Source organism: Sphingomonas sp. R1 (assembly GCF_025960285.1).
Classification (GTDB): Bacteria; Pseudomonadota; Alphaproteobacteria; order Sphingomonadales; family Sphingomonadaceae; genus Sphingomonas.
Genome location: NZ_CP110111.1, coordinates 1,210,266 through 1,229,171, shown reverse-complemented (window position 1 = coordinate 1,229,171; position 18,906 = coordinate 1,210,266). Strand labels below are relative to the sequence as shown.

At 67.6% G+C, this 18,906-nt stretch carries 16 protein-coding genes; 8 read left to right on the top strand and 8 right to left on the bottom strand.

From position 1 onward, the window contains the following. Positions 1–9: 9 nt before the first annotated feature. From OIM94_RS05860 to OIM94_RS05850, 3 genes are all read right to left on the bottom strand, one after another. Positions 10–3,123: an efflux RND transporter permease subunit gene (locus tag OIM94_RS05860; RefSeq protein ID WP_264609161.1), complete on the bottom strand. Its 3,114-nt coding sequence runs from the start codon at positions 3,121–3,123 to the stop codon at positions 10–12. After that, entirely contained in the window at positions 3,120–4,208 is a 1,089-nt protein-coding gene (locus OIM94_RS05855; RefSeq protein ID WP_264609160.1) for an efflux RND transporter periplasmic adaptor subunit, read from the bottom strand. The genes OIM94_RS05860 and OIM94_RS05855 overlap by 4 nt, the downstream gene beginning before the upstream one ends. An 85-nt stretch (positions 4,209–4,293) precedes the next feature. Continuing rightward, a complete protein-coding gene (locus OIM94_RS05850) occupies positions 4,294–4,917 on the bottom strand; it encodes a TetR/AcrR family transcriptional regulator (RefSeq protein ID WP_264609159.1) in 624 nt (207 codons plus the stop codon). A gap of 93 nt (positions 4,918–5,010) precedes the next feature. Between OIM94_RS05850 and OIM94_RS05845 the strand changes: the two genes are divergently transcribed. The 4 genes from OIM94_RS05845 to OIM94_RS05830 all read left to right on the top strand — a co-directional run bounded on the left by OIM94_RS05845 (position 5,011) and on the right by OIM94_RS05830 (position 9,608). Beyond that, positions 5,011–6,486, top strand: coding sequence for an efflux transporter outer membrane subunit (locus tag OIM94_RS05845; protein WP_264609158.1), 1,476 nt, complete (start codon positions 5,011–5,013; stop codon positions 6,484–6,486). A 20-nt stretch (positions 6,487–6,506) separates the two neighbouring features. Continuing rightward, complete coding sequence (locus OIM94_RS05840) at positions 6,507–6,959, top strand: PaaI family thioesterase (protein ID WP_264609157.1); 453 nt, start codon at positions 6,507–6,509, stop codon at positions 6,957–6,959. A gap of 67 nt (positions 6,960–7,026) precedes the next feature. After that, the gene (locus tag OIM94_RS05835; protein ID WP_264609156.1) at positions 7,027–7,611 is read left to right on the top strand and encodes a TetR/AcrR family transcriptional regulator; all 585 of its coding nucleotides are present in this window, start codon (positions 7,027–7,029) and stop codon (positions 7,609–7,611) included. 560 nt (positions 7,612–8,171) lie between these two features. Next, positions 8,172–9,608, top strand: coding sequence for an NAD-dependent succinate-semialdehyde dehydrogenase (locus OIM94_RS05830; protein WP_264609155.1), 1,437 nt, complete (start codon positions 8,172–8,174; stop codon positions 9,606–9,608). Between the two features lie 141 nt (positions 9,609–9,749). Here the strand turns inward: OIM94_RS05830 and OIM94_RS05825 are convergent, their stop codons facing one another. From OIM94_RS05825 to OIM94_RS05815, 3 genes are all read right to left on the bottom strand, one after another. Then, a complete protein-coding gene (locus OIM94_RS05825) occupies positions 9,750–9,920 on the bottom strand; it encodes a hypothetical protein (protein ID WP_264609154.1) in 171 nt (56 codons plus the stop codon). Beyond that, positions 9,917–10,426, bottom strand: a complete 510-nt coding sequence (locus tag OIM94_RS05820) for a DUF2141 domain-containing protein (RefSeq protein ID WP_264609153.1) — start codon at positions 10,424–10,426, stop codon at positions 9,917–9,919. Before OIM94_RS05820 ends, OIM94_RS05825 begins: the two co-directional genes overlap by 4 nt. A 63-nt stretch (positions 10,427–10,489) precedes the next feature. Continuing rightward, positions 10,490–11,167 (bottom strand): outer membrane protein, encoded by a 678-nt coding sequence (locus OIM94_RS05815; RefSeq protein WP_264609152.1) that lies wholly within the window; start codon positions 11,165–11,167, stop codon positions 10,490–10,492. Between the two features lie 158 nt (positions 11,168–11,325). Here OIM94_RS05815 and OIM94_RS05810 point away from each other — a divergent pair, with 158 nt between their 5' ends. Together OIM94_RS05810 and OIM94_RS05805 are read left to right on the top strand one after the other, a co-directional pair. Continuing rightward, a complete protein-coding gene (locus OIM94_RS05810) occupies positions 11,326–12,015 on the top strand; it encodes a response regulator (protein WP_264609151.1) in 690 nt (229 codons plus the stop codon). Beyond that, positions 12,000–13,184 (top strand): sensor histidine kinase, encoded by a 1,185-nt coding sequence (locus OIM94_RS05805; protein ID WP_264609150.1) that lies wholly within the window; start codon positions 12,000–12,002, stop codon positions 13,182–13,184. Before OIM94_RS05810 ends, OIM94_RS05805 begins: the two co-directional genes overlap by 16 nt. Here OIM94_RS05805 and OIM94_RS05800 read toward each other — a convergent pair. Then, a complete protein-coding gene (locus OIM94_RS05800) occupies positions 13,181–14,095 on the bottom strand; it encodes a LysR family transcriptional regulator (RefSeq protein ID WP_264609149.1) in 915 nt (304 codons plus the stop codon). The two genes, OIM94_RS05805 and OIM94_RS05800, sit on opposite strands and share 4 nt — an antisense overlap. A gap of 347 nt (positions 14,096–14,442) precedes the next feature. Between OIM94_RS05800 and OIM94_RS05795 the strand changes: the two genes are divergently transcribed. Together OIM94_RS05795 and OIM94_RS05790 are read left to right on the top strand one after the other, a co-directional pair. Next, positions 14,443–16,662: a hypothetical protein gene (locus OIM94_RS05795; protein WP_264609148.1), complete on the top strand. Its 2,220-nt coding sequence runs from the start codon at positions 14,443–14,445 to the stop codon at positions 16,660–16,662. Positions 16,663–16,664: 2 nt separating this feature from the next. Continuing rightward, positions 16,665–17,399 carry an SDR family oxidoreductase gene (locus OIM94_RS05790; RefSeq protein WP_264609147.1) on the top strand — a complete coding sequence of 245 codons (735 nt, stop codon included), beginning with the start codon at positions 16,665–16,667 and terminating at the stop codon, positions 17,397–17,399. Between the two features lie 3 nt (positions 17,400–17,402). Here the strand turns inward: OIM94_RS05790 and OIM94_RS05785 are convergent, their stop codons facing one another. After that, on the bottom strand, positions 17,403–18,896 hold the full coding sequence (locus OIM94_RS05785; protein ID WP_264609146.1) for an MFS transporter: 1,494 nt from the start codon (positions 18,894–18,896) through the stop codon (positions 17,403–17,405). Positions 18,897–18,906 lie beyond the last annotated feature (10 nt).

Here is an 18,906-nt window from a genome sequence, read left to right as displayed (position 1 = left end):
CTTTCGTTGTCAGGCGGTTGCCGGTGCTTCGCCGGCATCCGGGGCCGGGTGGGGCGCCGGGCCGTCCGTCCGGGGCTTGATCCGGAACCAGACCGCATAGAGCGCCGGCAGGAACAACAGGGTCAGCACCGTGCCGCCCAGCGTGCCGCCGATCAGCGTATAGGCCATCGATCCCCAGAACACCGAGTGGGTGAGGGGCACGAACGCCAGCACCGCCGCCAGCGCGGTGAGGATCACCGGCCGCGAACGCTGCACGGTCGCCTCGATCACGGCATGGTAGGGCGCCATACCTTCCTTTTCGAGATCGTGGATCTGCCCGGTGAGGATCAGCGTGTTGCGCATCAGGATGCCCGCCAATGCGATCAGCCCGAGGATCGCGTTGAACCCGAAGGGCTGGCCGGTGACGATCAGCGTCGGCACCACGCCCACCACCCCCAGCGGTGCGGTGAGGAGGACCATGCTCATCGTCGACAGCTTGCGGGTCTGCAGGATGATCACGATCATCATCAGCACGAACATCAGCGGGAACACCGGGGCGAGCGCGGCATTGGCCTTGCCGGCTTCCTCGATCGATCCGGCCATCTCGATATGATAGCCGGCCGGCAGGCGGGCGATGATCGGCTGCAGCTGCTGCTGCACCGCCACCGACACGTCGGGCGGCTGCAGTCCCTCGGCAATGTCGCCGCGCACGGTGATCGTCGGCATGCGGTCGCGCCGGCGCAGGATCGGATCCTCCATGCGGACTTCCAGCTTGCCGATCTGGCGCACCGGCACCCGCTGGCCGCTGCTGCCCACCAGGGTGAAGTCGGCCACCCGCGCGGGATCGAGTCGCTGCTCGCCCGCCGACCGGGCGACGACCTCGACCGAGCGGATGTCTTCGCGCACCTGCGATACAGGGGCGCCGGAGAGCAGGAACTGCAGCTGCTGGGCAACGTCGCTGGAGGTCAGGCCGATCGCGCGCAGGCGATCCTGGTCGAGCACGAAGTGCAGCGCCGGCACCCGCTCGCCCCAGTCGGCATTGACCGTGCGCATCTGCGGGCTCGCGATCATCGTCGCGCGAACCTGGTCGGCGATGCCGCGGACGCGCTCGGCGTCGGGCCCGCTGACCCGGAAGGCGACCGGATAGGGCGAATAGGGCCCGAACACCAGCTGCGTCACCCGCACCTGGGCCTGGGGCGCCAGCCCGTCGGCCACCGCGCGGCGCAGGCGCAGCTTCAGCGCGTCGCGTGCTTCCTCGGACGGCGTGAGCACGACGATCTTGGCGAAGGACGGGTCCGGCAGCTCCGGCGACATGGCGAGGAAGAAGCGCGGCGCGCCCTGGCCGACATAGGCCGTGACCACCTTCGCCTCGGGCTGCTTCTGCAGCCATGCCTCGACCTGCGCGGCGGCGGCGCTGGTCTGTTCGATCGCGCTGCCCTTGGGGAGCTGCACCTCGACCAGTACTTCGGCGCGGTCGGACTGGGGGAAGAACTGCTTCTTCACCAGCGCCATGCCGGCACCCGCGACCAGGAAGGCGACCAGCGTCGCCACGCAGACCAGCACCTTGTGGTGCACCGCCCAGCGGATCACCCCGCGCACCTTGTGGTAGCGCGGCGTATCATAGATCGCGGCATGGCCGCCTTCCACCGGCTTGATCGCGGGGAGCAGCTTGACGCCGAGATAGGGGGTGAAGATCACCGCCACGAACCAGGAGGTGATCAGCGAAAAGCCGACGATCCAGAAGATGTTGCCGGCATATTCGCCGGCCGTGGAGCGTGCGAAGCCCACCGGCATCAGCCCGATCACGGTGAGCAGCGTGCCCGCCAGCATCGGCGCGGCGGTGTGGCTCCACGCATAGGCCGATGCCTTGATGCGATCATAGCCCTCCTCCATCTTCACCACCATCATCTCGATGGCGATGATCGCGTCGTCGACCAGCAGGCCGAGCGACAGGATCAGCGCGCCGAGCGTGATGCGATCGAGGTCGCGGCCGGTGGCGAGCATGATCAGCAGCACCGCGGCCAGCGTGAGGGGCACGGCGGCCGCGACGACGATGCCCACCCGCCAGCCCAGGCTGATCAGGCTGACGATCATCACGATGGCTAGCGCTTCGAAAAAGGTCTTCATGAACTCGCCGACGGCATCGGTGATGTTGACCGACTGGTCGGTCACCTTGGTCAGCGTCATGCCCACCGGCAATTCGCCGGTGATCGCCTTGAGTTCGCGCTCGAGCGCCTTGCCCAGTTCCAGGCCGTTCCACCGCTCGCGCATCACCACGCCGAGCAGCAGCGCCGGCTCGCTTTGGCTGCGCACCAGGAAGCTGGCGGGATCTTCATAGCCGCGCTTGACCTCGGCGATGTCGGACAGGCGCAGGGTGCGGCCGGGGGCGACCACCGGCAGGTCGCGAATCCGCGCCAGATCGGTGAAGGCACCGTCCACGCGCACCACGGTCTGCGGGCCCTTGGCCTCGATCGACCCGGCGGGGGTGATCAGGTTCTGCTGATTGAGTGCATCGAAGATCGCGCGCGGCGAGACGCCCAGCGTCGCCAGCCGGTCCTGCGAGAACTCGATGAAAATGCGCTCGGCCTGCTCGCCGACGATGTTGACCTTCTTCACGCCCGGCACGTGCAGCAGCCGCTGGCGCATCGCCTCCGCCTCGCGCACCAGCTGGCGCGGCGGCTCGCCCTTGGCCTTCAGCGCATAGAGCGCGAAGGTCACGTCGCCATATTCGTCGTTGATCAGCGGCCCCACCGTGCCGCGCGGCAGATTGGGGGCCTCGTCGCCCAGTTTCTTGCGGGCCTGGTAGAATTGCTCCGCCACCGCTGCGGGGGGGGTGCTGTCGAGCAGGGTCAGCGTGGTGAAGGCCAGGCCGGGGCGGGTGAAGGTTTCCGAACGATCATACCAGCGCAGTTCCTGGAGTCGTTTCTCAAGCGGCTCGGCAACCTGGTCCTGCATTTCCTGCGCGGTAGCGCCCGGCCAGGCGGTGACGATGGTCATCGTCTTCACCGTGAAGCTGGGATCCTCGGCGCGGCCGAGCTGGAGGAAGGCGAACACGCCCGCCAGCGTGATCGCGACCAGGAAGAAGAGGGTGACGGAACGCTCGCGCACCGCGAGCGCGGAAAGGTTGAAGCCGCCCTTGCTCATCGCGCGGCGTCCTTGACCGGGGCGACGCGGATGCGCTCGCCGGCATGCAGCAGGTGCGCGCCGAGTGCCACGAACCGCTCGCCCGGACGGATGCCGCCGGCGATCGTCGCTTCCTCGGCCGCCATCGCCGCCACCTGCACCGGGCGCCATGATACGGTGGGCGTGTCGCCGCTGCCCACGATCCACACGCCCGGACCCTTGCCGCCATCGTGCAGCGCGCCCAGCGGAATCCTGGCACCCGCCACGGCACCGCTGCCGGCGAAGCGGATCGATACCGTCGCACCCAGCGGTGCCGCGGCGGCGGCCCCTTCGAGCACATAGCGCGCCTCGAAGGTGCGGGTGGTCGGATCGGCCGCGTCCGACAGCAGGCGGAGGCGGGCGGTGGCCTGCACGTCGTTCTGGAAGATCACCGCGGTTGCGGTCGATCCGATCGCGGGACGCACGGTTTCGGGCAGCGTCACACGGGCCTCGCGCGGTCCGGCATGGGCGAGGCGGATGACGGTCTGCCCCGCCGCGACCACTTGGCCCGGCTCGCCGAGCGTCTCGACGACGGTGCCGTCGGCATCTGCGACGAGCAGCGAATAGCTGGTGGCGTTGCGCGCCACGGCGGCCTGGGCTTGCGCGGCGCGGAGCTGCGACTGGGCGGCGTCTGCGGCAGACTTGGCCTGATCATAGGCCGAGGCGGAGATCGCCCCGGCGGCGACCAGATCGCGCAGGCGGCGCTCGTCGGCGGTCGCCTGGATGGCGCGGGCGCGGGCGGCCTCGACCGTGCCGATCGAGGCGGTGGTGTTCAGCGCCAGGTCGGTCTGGTCGATCCGCATCAGCGGCTGGCCCTTGCGGACCTGCTGGCCGGTATCGACCAGACGCGCGACAATCTTGCCGCCGACGCGAAAGCCGAGGTCGCTCTGAACGCGCGCCGAGATGATGCCCGAATAGCGCTGCTCGCCGGAATCGACGCCTTGCAGCGTCGTGACTCGCACCAGCGGCGGATCGCTGCGGGGGTCGGGCTCGGCATGGCCGCATCCGGATAGCAGCGGCGCCGCCCAGCCAAGCGCGAGGATGGGGAAAAGGGGACGAAAAGGCACGTGGAGTCCTCCCGAAGGGTAGGCCCCCATGATGTAGGCTAGTGACCAATATGTCAATCGGTCACTAGAAACATTCCGGCGTGCTTCAGGGCGCGAGGCTGCGCAGGATCAACCCACCGATTTCCGTGGGACCGTCCGGCAGAAGATCGAGGTGGCGCTCGAGGCTGAGCGGATCAGCGAAGGGCGAGATTGCGTACAGAATGGCGCGACAGACTTCGTCGATCGGTGTCTTGCGCTCGAATTCGCCACTGTCGCGCCCCAGCACGATGATCTCCTGCACCATGGCGCGGACCTCGGACCAATGATGGCGCGCGGAATTCCAGCGTTCCGATGCGGAGAAGGCGGCGATTTCGTAGAGTTTTCGGTCCACGAAGAACAGCTTTGCGCTTTCCGAGGACAATGCGCGAACGAAGGTGCGCAGCTTCTCGGTGGCCGAGTCGGCTTCTGCAACGGCGTTTTGCACTTCCGTCCGGAGAATGGTGAGGCAGTTGGTGCAGATTGCTTCGCCGATTGCCTGCTTGGACTCGAAGAAGCGATAGATGTACGCCTTGGAGAAGCCGATTTCCTTGGCAAGGTCTGCCACGGTCGTCTTGGCATAGCCGTAATGGCTGAAATGGTCCTGCGCGGCCTGGATGATCTGGTCCCGCACGCTGTGGGCGGAAGGGCCGCGGGTCGCTGCCACGGCGGGGGGTGCGCTGTTGTCACTCATGGCAGAGTAATACGCATTTCCCCCCGACTTGACAACGTATGACCAAATGCATCATTAGTCACATCAGCGAATTCCCTCCAGCTTCAGGGCGTGATGATGCGTTCCAGCCTTTCTTCCTCCCTTCTCCTGGGTACCGGCCTGCTGCTGTCCGGTTGCGCCGTCGGGCCCGACTATCGGAGGCCGAGCGTCGCTGCTCCGCCGACCTTTGCCGGCGTGGCAGCGGTCGATGCGCGCCCTGCAAATGCGGGTGCCCCGGCCGACCTATCGCGCTGGTGGCTGGCGCTGAACGATCCGCTGCTCACCGATTTCGTCGAGCGTGCGCTCACCCAGAATCTGGACCTGCAACAGGCGGTGGCGCGCGTCGCGCAGTCCCGGGCGGCGCTGAAGGGCGCCAATGCCGCACTGCTGCCGAACGGCCAGGTCAGCGGGCAGGCCGGCACCAGCCGCCAGTCCACCGAGACCCCGATCGGTCGGCTGGCTAGCAGCTTCCCCGGCTACCAGCGCGATACCGATCTCTACGAGCTCGATCTCGGCGCCGCGTGGGAGATCGACGCGTTCGGCGGCCTCAGCCGATCGCGCGAGGCTGCCCGCGCCGAATGGCAGGCGAGCCAGGCGGGGGCGGTCGCCGCGCGGTTGACGGTCGCGGCGCAGACCGCCGACACCTATGTCGCGATCCGCGGCCTGCAACGCCGCCTCGCCATCGCGCGGGAGCAGCTGGAAACGCAGCGCCGGCTGGTCGGGCTGGTCGGGCTTCAGTACAACAAGGGCGTGGCCGCCGAATTGCAGCTGCGCCAGGCCGAGGGCGCGCTGGCGCAGGCCGAGGCAAGCGTGCCGGAGCTCGAAAACGCGCTCGACGTTGCGAGCAACGCGCTCGACCTAATGGTAGGCCAGCAGCCCGGCACGTCCCGCGCTGCGCTGGCGGCAGCGATGCCGATCCCGGCGCCGCCGGCGCTGTCCACGGCCATCGGCCCGGCGGACCTGCTTCGCCGTCGTCCCGACATCATCGCCGCGGAGCGCAGCCTGGCGGCATCCAACGCGCAAATCGGCGCGGCGATTTCGGACTATTATCCCAAATTCACGCTCAGCGGCCTGCTCGGTACCGCGACCACGGCCGGCAGCGGCCTGTTCGGCGGCGGCGCGACCCAGGCAAGCGGCGTGCTCGGCCTGCGCTGGCGCCTGTTCGACTTCGGCCGCGTCGACGCGGAGATCCAGGCGGCGCGCGGGCGCAATGCCGAAGCCCTTGCGGCGTACCGGCTGACCGTGCTGCGCGCGTCCGAGGATGTCGAGAACGCCTTCTCCGCCCTGGTGAAGCGCGAGGCGCAGGGGCAACTGCTCCAGAAGGGCGAAGCGTCGCTCCAGCGCGCACGCGACGCGTCGCTGGCGGCCTATAAGGGCGGGGCGGTGAGCCTTGTCGAAGTGCTGGACGCCGATCAACGGCTGCTCGCCACCCGCGATGCCCGGGCGCAGGCGGATACCGCCGCCACCCGCGCCGCGATTGCCTCGTTCCGGGCGCTCGGCGGTGGCTGGTCGCCGCCGGAGGGAGCCGCCACGGCATTCGCCGCACGATGAACGACAGGAGAGAGGATGGCATGAAGGTATTCGATCAGAACGGCGCGGACGGGTTCGCGCAGGTGCAGGCGCTGCTCGACGGCGGCCTGCAGCCGCCGATGAACGAAACCATCGGTATTGTGCTGGTCGCCATCGAGCGCGGCAAGGCCGTGTTCGAGGGAACGCCGGGCACTTCGGTCTACAATCCGATGGGCTCGGTCCATGGCGGCTATGCCGCGACGCTGCTCGACAGCGCCTGCGGGATCGCGGTGCATACCGCGCTGCCGGCGGGGCAGGGCTATACCACGCTGGAGCTCAAGGTCTCCTATCTGCGCGCGATGTCGGAAGCGAGCGGACGCGTCCGCGCCGAAGGGTCGGTGATATCGCTCGGCCGCCGCGTCGCCTTTGCCGAGGCGCGGCTGGTCGACGAAGCGGGCAGGCTGTGCGCCACCGCAACTTCCACCCTGTTGGTGTTCGACCTGCCCAAGCCGTGATCGCGACATTTGTCACTGGACGATATTTGCACTATCTCTGGGACCAGAGGTTGTATCAAGGGTCGTCGTGACTGGTCTAAGAGAACGCAAGAAGGACAAGTTGCGCGCCGAACTGCTCGGGGCCGCATTGGACCTGTTCGATCGCCAGGGCTTTTCTGAGACCACGATCCACCAGATCGCCGATGCGGTCGATGTCTCGCCGCGCACCTTCCTGCGCTACTTCGCGACCAAGGAAGACGTGGTGGTGAGCTGGGTGGAGGAAAGCACTGCCGTCTTTCTGACCAGCTTCCTTGGACGGCCGGCCGAGGAGGCGCCCGACGTCGCGCTGCTGGCCGGCGCGCGCGCGATGCTTGCCCATTACACGGCGAAGGCGGAATTTTACCTCACCATCGAGCGGGCGATCGCATCGTCCTCGTCAATTCGCGCCCGCAAGCTGGAGATGACCTCGACGCTTGCCGAGCAGGTGACGGCAGCGCTCGTTCAGCGCGCACCCGGGGCGGATCCGCTGCAGCTTGCCCTGTACCCGGCGGTGGTGTTCGCGATGCTGCGCGCCGTGATCGGCGCGTGGGTGGAGAGCGAGGGCACGCGCCCGCTGCGCGACCTGTTCGAGGAAGCGGTGACATTGGTGACCTTCCGGCCGATGGCGGGCTGAACCCGCCAGTTCGTCGCGGGCGGCGCATCTCGATCATATCTCGATACGAGCCGCAATAAACCCTGACCGAGCCTCGCTACGCCGAGCACCGTGACCCGCTCGGCCACGGAGGTAGCCTATGCACGTCCGACGCAATCCGATTTGCGCCATCATCGCACTGGGGGCGGTGCAGGCATCTACCAAAGCCGGATGCGGTGACGCTCAGCCTCCTCTCCGCGGAAGAAAGCGACGCCCTACACGTCGCCGTCGTGCAGGTGCCGAGGGACAGCCGCGATGCGATCAGCGCTGCCGATCGCGTCCTGGTCTGGCGGGGTGGCCCCGCAACGATGCCGGGTCGATTGTATGTCTCATATTGACAAATGTCGTAAAGCGACATAAATATCGCAGCGAGGATGAGGCTCCCCTGCACCTTCCTCCCGCGGGTCGCCGTCCCCTGTGCGCTCCGTGGTACCTGGCGGCCGTTCGCGCAGTGTCGTGCGCGGGCGGCCGCTCCCCTTCGCGCCAACGCCTGCCCGCTTTTCGGGCCACGGGGTCGTGCGCGCTCGACATGGAGACCTTCGGTGAATTCCAGCTATATCCCCCTCTACCAATGGATCGACGGCGAGAAGCTGTCAGGCGACGGCCGCGCGACCAGCGACATCCTGAACCCCTTTGACGGCAGCGTGCTCGGCACGATGGCGCACGCGACCGCAGCGGACCTGCAGGCGGCACTCGAATCCTCGCAGCGCGCGTTCCAGCAGTGGCGCAAGGCCCCGGCCTGGGAGCGTTCGGAGATCATCCTCAAGGCGGCCGCGCTGATCAAGGAGCGGATCGAGCAATTCGTGCCGATCCTGACCCTCGAGGTCGGCAAGCCGCTCGCGGAAGCGCAGATGGAAATGAACCTGACCGTCCAGTCGATGGTCTGGGCCGGCGAAGAAGCCAAGCGCATCTATGGCCGGACCGTCGAATCCCGCCTGCCCAACGGCCGCGCCATCATCGCGCGCGAGCCGGTCGGCCCGGTCGCGGCGTTCGCGCCGTGGAACGTGCCCGCACTGCTCACCGGCCGCAAGATCGCCGCGGCGCTGGCCGCCGGCTGCTCGATGATCATCAAGCCGTCCGAGGAAACCCCCGCGACCTGCCTGATGATCGCCGAAGCCTTCGCCGATGCGGGCCTGCCGGCCGGCGTGCTGAACGTCGTGCTGGGCGACCCGGCGATGATCTCGACCACGCTGATTTCCTCGCCGATCATCCGCAAGGTCTCGTTCACCGGCCCGGAGCCGATCGGCAAGCAGCTCGCTGCCCTTGCGGCGCAGAACGTCACGCCGGTGACGATGGAGCTGGGCGGCCACGCGCCGGTGATCGTCTGCGACGATGCCGATATCGAAACCGCCGTCGCCCTATCGGTGCCGAACAAGTATTTCGCCGCCGGCGCCAGCTGCATCGGCCCGACCCGCTTCTACGTGCAGGACGCAGTCTATGACGCGTTCGTCGAGAAGTTCACCGCGGCCGCCGGAAAGATCAAGGTCGGCAGCGGCTTCGATCCCGAGACCAACATGGGACCGCTTGCCAACGCGCGCCGGCTGCATGCGATGGAGCGGCTGATCGGCGACGCCGTGGCGAACGGCGGCGAGATCACTACCGGCGGCAAGCGCATCGGCGATGCCGGCTTCCTGTTTGAGCCCACGGTGCTGGTCGACGTGCCGGAAACCGCGAAGATCATGAACGACGAGCCGTTCGGCCCGGTCGCCATTCTCTCGCGCTTCTCCACGATCGAGGAAGCGATCGAGAAGGCCAACCGCCTGCCCTACGGCCTGGCCTCCTATGCCTTCACCGCCTCGCTGTCGCGCGCCAACCAGCTGGCCGACAGCCTCGAAAGCGGCATGGTGGGTATCAACACCTATTATTTCGGCATGCCGGAAGCGCCGTTCGGCGGCGTCAAGCAGAGCGGCTATGGCAGCGAGAACGGCACCGAGGGCATCGACGCTTTCCTCGTGACCAAGTTTGCCAATTTCGGCTGATATCCCGAACCATCGGTTCGAAACGGCGGCGCGCATCGCAGGATGCGCGCCGCATTATTTATTGCCGCAAGGGCAATCAGGTCGCTGGTCAAACCAGTCGGTGCGTTGTGCGAGCGCCGGTCCGCCAGAAGCGTGGCCATATCAGGACGTGCCCAAACGCAGGAGCGAGATCAGCATCAGGCAGGCGACCAGCGCCGTGATGGCGCTGATCGTTTCGTCGTGCAGGACCGCGCGTACGGTTCTGTCGAGTGCGAGGAAGAAGGCGACCGCGACCAGTGCCAGCAGCACGCGTCGGGCGCCGGTCTGGGTCACTGGTCGGACGCCGGCGCGAAGCCCGCCAGCCCCTTCAGATACTGCATCCGCAACGTCAGCGGGCGGCTGTTCGCGTCCACGCTGATCAGCGTCTCCATCAGTTGCGGCCGGTGGCGACCGAGATGGGTGTTGCCGGGCAGGGCAAGGCCATCCTTGCCAACACTGAACTTCTGCGTGCCGTCGCGGTCATGGGTGACCAGCAGCGCGTAGCGGCCGGCCGCCGGTGCCGCCAGGCACAGCGTCACCGGGCCGCTTGCGGGGGGCGCGATCCACAGCCGGCGGAGCGCCGTGGGATGCTCCTGAGAGCGCGTGTCGCCCTTCAGGAAGCCGTCATCGGTGGGGGCGAACAGCTCGACCAGCAGGCGGCCGGTGCGATCCTTCAGGCCGACGATCTCGCCGCGGACGGCATAAGCGGTGGTGGGGCTGCAGCCATCGGACTGGGCAAGGGCGGCAGGGGCGGCGAGCAGGCTGGCAAGGGCGGTGAGGCCCGGAAAAATCGGGTGCATGTGAAACTCCTTTGTCGAGCGGGAAGGGCGCGGGCGCCTACAAGCCCCGCACCACGAGCGGGCTCAGAACTTGTAGCGAAGGCCGACCGTGCCGGAGACGGCGTTGAGCTGCGGCTTGTAGGTGGTCGCGACGCCGGCCGCCTGGCCGTTGAAGGCCAGCTTGTCGGTGCGCGAATAGCGCCCGCCGACTTCCACGGTCATCTTGTCGTTGAGGCGGATGCCCAGCCCGGCATCGGCGTGCCAGGTTAGGCCCCAGTCCTTGCCCGAATAGCCGCTGCCGATGCGGCTCGCGGTGTTGACGCGGGAAAGGTTGGCATCGACCCGGGAGACGCCGATGCCGCCGCCGACATAGGGCTGGAAGGTGCGGCTGAGCGGGATGTCGACATAGGCGTTCACCGTCGCGGTGAACATCTTGGCGCGACCGCTGGCGCTGAAGCCGCCGTCCTGCGCCTTGTCGCGATCGAGCTTGAGGTTGGTGTAGCCGATCGTCTGCTCTACGCGAACCATACCGAAATCATAGCCGGCACCGATTTCGCCGGTGACGCCGGTCTTGTACTTGGTGGTTTCGTCGATCGTCACGGTGGGCCGGCCGTTGCGGTCGAGCTTCTGGTCGGGCTGGATGACGCCGCCGACCCGGGCTACGCCATAGATGCCCTTGTCCTTGGCATCCTGTGCCTTTGCGGATTGGACGGCCAGCAGGCTGAGCCCGGCGAGCACGACAATGGGGAGCGTACGCGACATGGTGTTTTCCTTGTTGGACCGGCGGAAGCGCGCCGGCTGCGGCCTTGGCTCTAGGCCTGCCCCATCAAGGGAAATTGCGGGAGCGATGGAGAAACGATCGAGCCCGGCTTCACCGTTTCTCGACATGGGCGTGTCATAGACAGGTCGAGAGGTTGGAAATGAGCGACCGAATTCTGATTGTCGAAGACGAACGCGAGATTGCGGAGGTGCTGGCGCTGTACGTCGAAAATGGCGGGTTCGCCGTCGCCCGCGCGACCACCTTCCAGGAGGCGCTGCGCCAGCACGGCCAATTCCAGCCCGATCTGGTGCTGCTCGATATCGGCCTGCCCGGCGGCGGCGGGCTCGAGGTGCTCACCGCGATGCGCCGCAAGGTCGACACGCCGGTGATCATGGTGACCGCGGTGGACGACGCGGTGACCAAATTGTCGTCGCTGCGGATCGGCGCCGACGATTATGTGGTGAAGCCGTTCAACCCCTCCGAAGTCGTCGAGCGTATCCGTGCGGTGCTGCGGCGCGCGCGCGGCGCAACGGCGCGGCGGGTGCTGACGCTGGGATTGCTCGAGATCGATTGCGACGCGCGCAGCGCGACGGTGGTCGAGGGGGGCGGGCGGACCCGGCTGCAGCTCACCCCCAGCGAATTCGGCATCCTCGCGCACATGGCCCGCCATCCGCGCCGCGCCTTCTCGCGTGCCGAACTGCTCGATGCCGTCTCGCCCGACAGCGAGGCCTATGACCGGGTGGTCGACAGCCATGTCTCCAACCTGCGCCAGAAGCTCGCCGCCTCGGGCTGCGCCGACATGATCGAGCCGGTTCGCGGCGTGGGATATCGGCTGTGGCTCGACTGCTGAACAGCATCGTCGCGCGGATGCTGATGCTCGCGGGCATCATGACCGCCATCACCATGGTGGTGGGGCTGATCGGCTATTACGGCGCCGCCTATTTCCAGCTGCACGTGATGATGAAGCACATGCCGCCCGAAGCGCAGGCGGAGTTGCTCGACCTCGTCGCCCATGGGCTCAAGGGCAGCCCGCGCTATTTCGCGCTGTTCGAGCGCTATGGCGGCGAGCCGCTGGACCTGGGCGATTTCGGCTTCGTGCTCAGTATCGGCGTGATCTCGGTCGTCAGCGGGGGCGCGGTCGCGGTGCTGCTCGCCCGCCGGATCAGCCGGCCGATCATTGCCGTTGCCGATGCCGCAGCCGGCGTGGCGGCGGGGGATCGCTCGATCCGGGTGGAGCAGGGCGGCGTCTCGGGCGAAGTCGGCCAGCTGATCGAGAGCTTCAACCGCATGGCGTCCGACATCGATGCCTATGAGCGCGAGCGGACGATCTTCACCGCCGGCGTGACCCATGAGCTGCGCACCCCGCTCACCATCCTGAAGGCGCGGCTGCACGGCATCGCCGACCAGATGATCCCCGCCACGCCCTCCGAAGCACAGCGGCTGCTGCGGCAGGTCGAGCATCTCGGTCGCATCGTCGAGGATCTGAAGACGCTCGCCCATGCCGATGCCGGCGAGCTAGCGCTGGATCGGCGCATGCTCGCGGTCGACGACGTGCTGCGCGCCTGCGTCGCCGACCTGCGCGGCGGCGAGGAGGCATCGGGCATCCGGTTCGACGAACATTATGCCGGGGGGCGGGTGTCCGGCGACCCCGTGCGGCTCAGCCAGATCGTCCTCAACCTGCTCACCAACGCGGTGAAGCACAGCCCGCCCGGCGGCACGATCCGCGTGACCAGCGCGGTCACGGGCACCGGCGTGACGATCGAGGTAGCGGATGAGGGCCCCGGCTTTGCCGAGCAGGACGTCCGCCAGATGTTCATCCCCTTCTGGCGCTCGCGCGCCGACCGGCTGGAAGGCAGGCCGGGCAGCGGCCTTGGGCTGACGCTGACCGCCAAGCTGGTCGAGGCGCACGGGGGCAGCATCGTCGCGCAGAACCGGACCGACCGTAGTGGTGCGGTGTTCAGGGTCGTGCTCCCGCAAGGGGTCGCTGCTCGCGAAGCCACCCCGCCGCGCAGCGCCTAAGCGCTGTTTTCCAGCGTTCGAAGCTGCGCGCGCAGCGCGTTGACGAAGACCGAAAACGCAGCGGAAGGCTGGCGCTTGCTGGTGTAATAAAGATGATATCCCGGGAAGGGCGGACACCAGTCCTCCAGCACGCATTGCAGGGTGCCGGAGGCGAGATCCCCGGCGACCTCGTCCTCCATCACGAAGGCGAGGCCAAGGCCGGCGAGCGCCGCGCGGCGGATGAGATCGCTCCTGTTGAGCGTCAGCTGCCCCTCGACCCGCACCCGCAGTTCGTGTCCGTCCTTCTCCAGTTCCCAGGCATAGAGCCCCCCCGAGCCCAGCATGCGGCGGTTGATGCAGCGATGCTGGGCGAGGTCCTGCGGGGTGTGTGGCGTGCCGGCGCGCGCCAGATAGGCGGGGGACGCAACCACCACCATGCGAAGCTCCGGGCTGATCCGGACCGCGATCATGTCCTTGGCCAGCGCCTCGCCGAGGCGGACGCCCGCATCGAATCGCTCGGCGACGATGTCGGCGAAGGCGCCGTCGACGCTGATCTCGACATGAACCTCCGGATATTCGGGCAGCAACCGCGCAATCACCGGCCAGAGCACCGTCCGCGCGGCATGGTCGCCCGCGGTGATGCGAATGGTGCCGGAGGGCCGATCGCGAAGTTCGCTGAGGGCCGCCAGTTGGTCGCTGATCGCGCCCAGCGCCGGCCGCAAGGTTGCCAGCAGCCGCTCGCCTGCTTCCGTTGGTGCGACGCTGCGCGTCGTTCGAGTCAGCAGCCGCACGCCGAGACGCGTTTCCAGCCGCCTTACCGTGTGACTGAGCGCGGACTGGGAGGTCCCCAGCTTCGCGGCTGCCTTGGTGAAGTTCTGTTCCTCGGCGACCGCCATGAACGCGCTCAGATCGACGAGTTCTTCGCGTCTCATGGCGCCGGCTTACTCGCATTCCTGCCGGACGTCGATCCAATCGCAAGGCGTCTGCGGCTGTGGATCATCCGGCGCGTCACGGTACATCGTCACGCTCTCCACGCGCCGCGGCAGGTTGCACACGGCTCCGGGTCGCGCGGCGTCTACGTGGAGGGATCAGCGCAGGTCCGCTATGTTGGCGCGAAACGCCGCGAGCAGCTGGGTAGGCGTGGGGAGGGCGGAAAGTTGCCGGAAATCGCCCGTCACGCAAAAACCTCCTAGCCTGGATTAGAAGAGCTGCGGCTGCCCGGAACTCGTGCCTTCGCCAATCCTTTGCGCATCATCTTGTCCTAACATCGGAGAGGCGCATGCCGAACACGGCAATCCTCGAGGCGACGCCCGCCAGTCCGTATCTGCTCACCCTGCGCGACGCGTTGCGCACGGCCGAAGAACCCGTCGCACGCTTCGAGATCGGTGGGCTGCAGGTAGAGATCCTCGCGACCAGCGATTCCATCTTCGCGGTGATCCGCCGCGATGGGGCAGGGGGCCTTGCCGCGCGGGCGGCGTTCATCCCGGCGCCGTTCGAATGCACCGTGGCCCGCAAGGCACCCGACGAGGCAGCGCGGCTGCGCGTGACGAGCCGGCTGGGCGAGCATGTCATCGCCTTTGTCGCCGCACAGGACGCGCTGGAGCAGATCCGGATCGTCACCCGGTTCACGCCTGCCGTACCGACCGTACTACCGTTCGTCCCGCGCGACCTCTACCCGCTCGGCCGGGGCGACGATCCGCTGCGCGCGGAAGGGACCGTCGAGGCGTCGCAGCGGGGGATCAACACCGGGCTGCTCTACTTCCGGATCGACGAGCCGGCGTTCGGCAATGTCCTCTACGTCCAGAACCTAACCGCCTCGAACGCCTATTTCCGGGCGACCGGCACCAAGCCGCGCGAGGTGGTGGGCGGTGCCTGGCCCGAGCTGGGCTACAGGCTGCCGGTGCCGCCTGACGATGCCGATGCGGCCGAGGTGGCGTTGCCCGCCGGTGAAACGGTCACGCTGTCGGATGTGATCCTGGTGTTCCGCCACGAAGCGCCGCCGCACGAGCGGGAATCCGCGCGGCAGTTCCTCCAGATGCTGGGTACCGCCTATGGGATGCTCGAGCCGCCGCCGGTGCAGTATCGCGACTGGGTTGCGCGCGCCGAACGGTCGCTGCGTGACCTGGAAGAGGCGCCCGAAGCGACCGTCCGCCACTATGGCCACCGCTACGTCCACCCGTACACCGCCGCTGAATATCCGGACATCATGGTGCAGATGTCGGTCGTCTCCGCGCTGCACGACTGGGGCACGTGGCGCGGCGAGCCGCATGCGCTGGAGGCGGAGCTCAAGCGCGGCCTCCGAAAATTCTATGATCCGGACCTCAGGACGCTGCGGCGCTACCTGCCCAATGTCGGCAAGGACAAGGACGCCGACGCAGTCGACAGCTGGTACCTCTACCATCCGCTGGTGAACCTCGGGTTCCTTGCCCTCGACGGCGATGCGGAAGCACGCGAGCTGTTCACCGCATCGCTCGACTATAGCATCCGCGCCGCCCGGCATTTCGACTATCGCTGGCCGATCCAGTACAACGTCACCGACTTCAGCGTGATCACCGCAGAGGCTCCTGCGGACGGCCGCGGCCAGACCGATGTCGGCGGCATTTATGCCTGGGTGATGCTGCAGGCCTACGAACTCACCGACGACAAGCTGTATCTGGGCGAGGCGCGCGCAGCGATCGACGCGGCGATGGGGCTGCGCTTCGACATCAACTATCAGGCCAACCTGACTGCCTGGGGCGCGGCAGCGTGCATGCGGCTTTGGCGTATTACCAACCGCGACGTGTATCTGGAGCAGAGCTACGTCTATCTCGCCAGCTTCCTCCACAATGCGGTGATCTGGGACAGCCAGATCGGCCATGCGGCGGTGTACGAGACCTTCCTGGCGGTCACCTGCCTGCAGGACGCGCCGTACATGGCGATGTACGAGTGCTTCGACAGCTATGTGGCGTTCGGCCATTATCTCGATGACGGCGGCCCCGAGCTCGATCCCGAAGCGCGGATGCTGATCGGCGAATATTGCAAATATGTGCTCTCGCGCGCCTGGTATTATTATCCCGACGCCTTGCCGAAGGAGGCCATCGCCGAGACGCAGCGCGAGGCCAACGGGCATGTCGATCGCACGCTCTCCTTCCCGCTGGAGGACCTGTACCCGGACGGCCAGCAGGCCGGGCAGGTGGGCCAGGAGGTCTATGGTGCCGGCGCCGCCTTCATCTTCGCCTCGCGCGCCTTCCACCGCATTGATGGGGCGCCGTTCCTGTTGTTCTGCGACAGCCTGGTCCGCGCCGTGGAACGCACCGGCGACAAGGTGCTGACGCTTCAACTCGATGCCGGGGAGACCGCCACCGCCAATGTGCGGCTGGTCCGGCTGAAGCGGAACAAGCTCCCCAAGAGCAGCCTTACCACCGCCGGCGGCGATGCGATCCGCGCGGGCGAAACGTCCGACGATCGCATCGACTATGTCGTGCCGGCGAACGGCCGGCTGATCCTCACCTGGGAATGATCATGGCGCTTGAAACCACCGCACTCACCGGCAAACGCATTGTCCTCACCGGCGGGACCACGGGCATCGGCCGGGCGACCCTTGCGCTGCTGGCGTCGGAGGGCGCTCGCCTGCTCACCTTCGGGCGCCACCGCGAACCGCTGGACGATGCGCTCGCGCTGACCGGAGGACAGGCGACCGGCATTGTCGCTGATGCGGCGACCAAGGAGGGTGTCGACAGCGTCTTCGCGGCCGCCGATGCGGAACTGGGCGGCGTCGACATGCTGGTCACCTGCGCGGCGCTGGGCGCGCAGCCGATCCACGAAATGGCGGATGAAGACTGGCGCTATGTGATCGACACCAACCTCACCGGCACGCTCGCCTGCGCCAAGGCGGCGATCGCGCGCATGGAAGGGCAGGGCGGCGGGCACCTGCTGTTCGTCGGCTCGATCAGCACCGAGATCAAGGCCGAGGGCGAGAGTGTCTATGCCGCCACCAAGGCCGGCATCCAGGCCTTTGCCGAGACGCTGCGCAAGGAAGTGGCGGCAAAGAACATCAAGGTGAGCGTAATCCAGCCGGGATCGGTGGACACCGACATGCAGGAGTGCAGCGACGACGAGAAGGCCGAGGCCGTCGCTAAGGCCGAGATGCTGCACGCCGAGGAAATCGCCGAGGCGATCCGCTTCGTCCTCACCCGCGGTTCCGCAAGCGACGTGGTCAACCTGCGGATCGAGCCGCGGGTCCAGAAAACGAGCTGACGGTCAGGGCCGCTGCGCGCGCCGCTCCCGCCGTCGCGCGCGGGCGTCGCGCAGCAACGAGGCGGGCAGGTCGGTGGCGGTGCGCAGTCCGGCCACGCTGGAGATGTTGCGGATCGTCCGCCGCGTCTCGTTAAGCAGTTGCCCGACCATCTCGCGCCGCTCGATCTCGCCATGTTCCTCCACCAGCGACAGGCGGTGGATCGCATAGAGGCCGATCCCCCCGGCGATCAGGAAGTAGAAGTCCCAGCGCGTCAGCACGAAGGGCAGTGCGAACACGCCGTTGGGGCTGCTCCAGCGCACCAGCAGCTCGAACTGGCGCGCGGCGAAGAAGTCGGCGAGCAGCCCGCCCAGGATCGGTGCCAGCCCCGCCGCGGCGGCGGTCACCATCGCGTTGGTCGCGACATAGGCAGTGGCGGCACCCTTGGGCGAGAGCTTGAGCGCGATGTTGGTGTTGGCCAGCGTCACTCCGGCGATCGTCGCGCCCATCAGCAGGTGGAGCCCGATCAGCCACAGCTTCATCACGTCGCGGTCGGCGAACTGCGAGGCGCCTGCCATCGCCACGATTGCGAGGATATAGGCTGGCGCACACACCGCCAGCACCGACTTGTTGGCGAAACGGTCGCTCAGCGTGCCCCACAGCCGCAGCGCGAGGATGTTGGCGATCTGGCTGGCGACGCTGAGCACCATCACGAAGCTGATGTTGAAGTGCAGCTGGCGGACGATGAACACGGTGAAGAAGGGGGTCGCGAAATTGACCGCGAACTGCCAGCTGGCGACGAACACCAGCAGCCGCCGGAAATTGTCGTCGCGTAAAGGGCGGCGGAGCAGCTCGCCGAGGTCGACCGGCCCGGGGGCGGGCGGCATCAGCGGCTCGGGCATGCCGGCAACGACGCGGGCGCTGATCAGGCCAGTGATGCACCCCGCCGCGAACATGCCGGCGAATACGAGGTTCCGGTCGAACGAGCCCGGCGCCGTCAAGTCCAGCGCGAGCGCGGCGGCGAGGCCGAGGAGCAGGCTGATGGCGGTCAGCCACACCGTTCGCTTGGCGAAGACGGTGCCCAGCCGATCCTCGGGCGCAAGGTCTCGCATCCAGGCGTTCCACGCACAGGATCCGATCGCCCCCAGACCGCACAATATCAGCTGCGCCGCGAGAAAGGCGAGCAGCGGCAGCGTGCCGGTGAAAAAGGCGAGCGCTGCCATGATCGCCAGCATCAGTCGCCCGATCAGGCTGGTGTAGACCGCGATCCGCTTGCGCGCCCGCAGCCGCTCGACCAGTCCGATCGCCGGCAGCTGGAGCAGCTGCGCGAGGAACGGCGCGCTTGCGAGAATGCCGACCATGGCGTTGGAGGCACCGAGGTGCAGTGCGAAGGCGGTGAGGATCACGCCGGTGGTCAGCGCCGCGGTGCCGCCGGAGAAGATCGCCTCGGTGACGAGCAGCCGCAACCCGCGCTCGCGCTCCTCCGAGGACACTTCCGGTTGCGGCTGCAGGCTGATCATGGCGCGGCAA

Bases quoted from the DNA above. Each gene is read 5' to 3' on its own strand.
- OIM94_RS05860 (WP_264609161.1), bottom strand. From the start codon at position 3,123: ATGAGCAAGGGCGGCTTCAACCTTTCCGCGCTCGCGGTGCGCGAGCGT.
- OIM94_RS05850 (WP_264609159.1), bottom strand. From the start codon at position 4,917: ATGAGTGACAACAGCGCACCCCCCGCCGTGGCAGCGACCCGCGGCCCT.
- OIM94_RS05845 (WP_264609158.1), top strand. From the start codon at position 5,011: ATGATGCGTTCCAGCCTTTCTTCCTCCCTTCTCCTGGGTACCGGCCTG.
- OIM94_RS05840 (WP_264609157.1), top strand. From the start codon at position 6,507: ATGAAGGTATTCGATCAGAACGGCGCGGACGGGTTCGCGCAGGTGCAG.
- OIM94_RS05820 (WP_264609153.1), bottom strand. From the start codon at position 10,426: ATGCACCCGATTTTTCCGGGCCTCACCGCCCTTGCCAGCCTGCTCGCC.
- OIM94_RS05815 (WP_264609152.1), bottom strand. From the start codon at position 11,167: ATGTCGCGTACGCTCCCCATTGTCGTGCTCGCCGGGCTCAGCCTGCTG.
- OIM94_RS05810 (WP_264609151.1), top strand. From the start codon at position 11,326: ATGAGCGACCGAATTCTGATTGTCGAAGACGAACGCGAGATTGCGGAG.
- OIM94_RS05800 (WP_264609149.1), bottom strand. From the start codon at position 14,095: ATGAGACGCGAAGAACTCGTCGATCTGAGCGCGTTCATGGCGGTCGCC.
- OIM94_RS05795 (WP_264609148.1), top strand. From the start codon at position 14,443: ATGCCGAACACGGCAATCCTCGAGGCGACGCCCGCCAGTCCGTATCTG.
- OIM94_RS05790 (WP_264609147.1), top strand. From the start codon at position 16,665: ATGGCGCTTGAAACCACCGCACTCACCGGCAAACGCATTGTCCTCACC.
- OIM94_RS05785 (WP_264609146.1), bottom strand. From the start codon at position 18,896: ATGATCAGCCTGCAGCCGCAACCGGAAGTGTCCTCGGAGGAGCGCGAG.